Raw genomic sequence first — 1,070 nt, 5'->3', positions numbered from 1 at the left:
CCCCGGCGCGGCCCTCCGCCGCCCCCTCCGGGCGGACGACGGCCCCGGCCGGCCGGGAGCCCGCGCGCGGGACGACCGGAGCGCCGGACCCGGCGTCCCCCGCGGAGATCGGCAAGGGCCCGAGGGTGGCCGCCGAGGAGACGCCCGGCGCACCCGGCAGCCGCCCGAAGGCGCCGCCCTGCGTCACCGAGAAGCCGACCTCGACCTCGCTCTCCGCGTACATCACCGGCTACTCCAACGTGCGCAAGCTCGACGGGGCCTCGCTCATCCCGGTGTCCTGCGTCCAGCTCGAACAGGGCGAGCCGGTGATCGACTTCCGGCCGGACGGCACCCTGCACCTGCTCCAGAGGTCGGAGGGCTCCCTCCTCCACCAGGGGCGCAAGCAGACCCCGCCCTTCACGTCCACCTTCCTGACCTTCGGCTTCGCGCCCACCACGGCGACCCTGGTGCTGGAGCAGGCAGGCCCGCTCGTCGTCGAGTCGGACGTCCTCCTGGTCTTCCCCGACAACATCGCGGAGACCTACATCCGGGTGCCCCTCGTCCTGCGCGTGCTCGACGCCAAGGTCAACGGGACCCCGCTGGACGTCGGCCCCGACTGCCGCACGGCGACCCCGCTCGCCTCGCCCGAACCCCAGCCCGCCAAGTACCCCGGCGACCACCTGGTGCTGCTCGGCAAGGGCCAGCTGCTCAACGGCACCGACGCCACCGGCTACGTCCTCACCAGCGGCGGGCCGCTCACCGGCGAGGTGACGGTCCCCGCGTTCAAGGGGTGCGGCACCGGCGGCGAGAACCTCGACCGGCTCCTCACCGCCGCCATCTCCGGCCCCGGCAACCACGTCCGGCAGATCCAGGGCCAGACCTGCGCGGTGGGCGTGGAGGTGCCCACCGAGGGCCAGTGCACCGAGGACCGCCAGCCGTACGTGGTCCCCAAGCCCGAGCGCTGAGCCGACGGCCCGGGCCACCGCCCGGGCCGCCACACCCCGCCGCACCGCCCACGCCCACCGCGCAGGTCTGGCCCTGGATCTGCCGGACGTGGTTGCCGGGGCCGGAGATGGCGGCGGTGAGGAGCC

At 75.2% G+C, this 1,070-nt stretch carries 1 pseudogene; it reads left to right on the top strand.

Features of this window, described 5'->3' with window-relative positions:
- Window positions 1-944: pseudogene (locus tag EAO70_RS37195) on the top strand (hypothetical protein); the annotation flags it as partial.
- Between the last annotated feature and the right edge of the window lie 126 nt (window positions 945-1,070).

It is taken from the genome of Streptomyces sp. adm13(2018) (genome assembly GCF_008042145.1).
GTDB lineage: Bacteria > Actinomycetota > Actinomycetes > Streptomycetales > Streptomycetaceae > Streptomyces.
The sequence above is the reverse complement of the archived record's forward strand: the minus strand, read 5'-3'. Positions and strand labels throughout refer to the sequence as shown.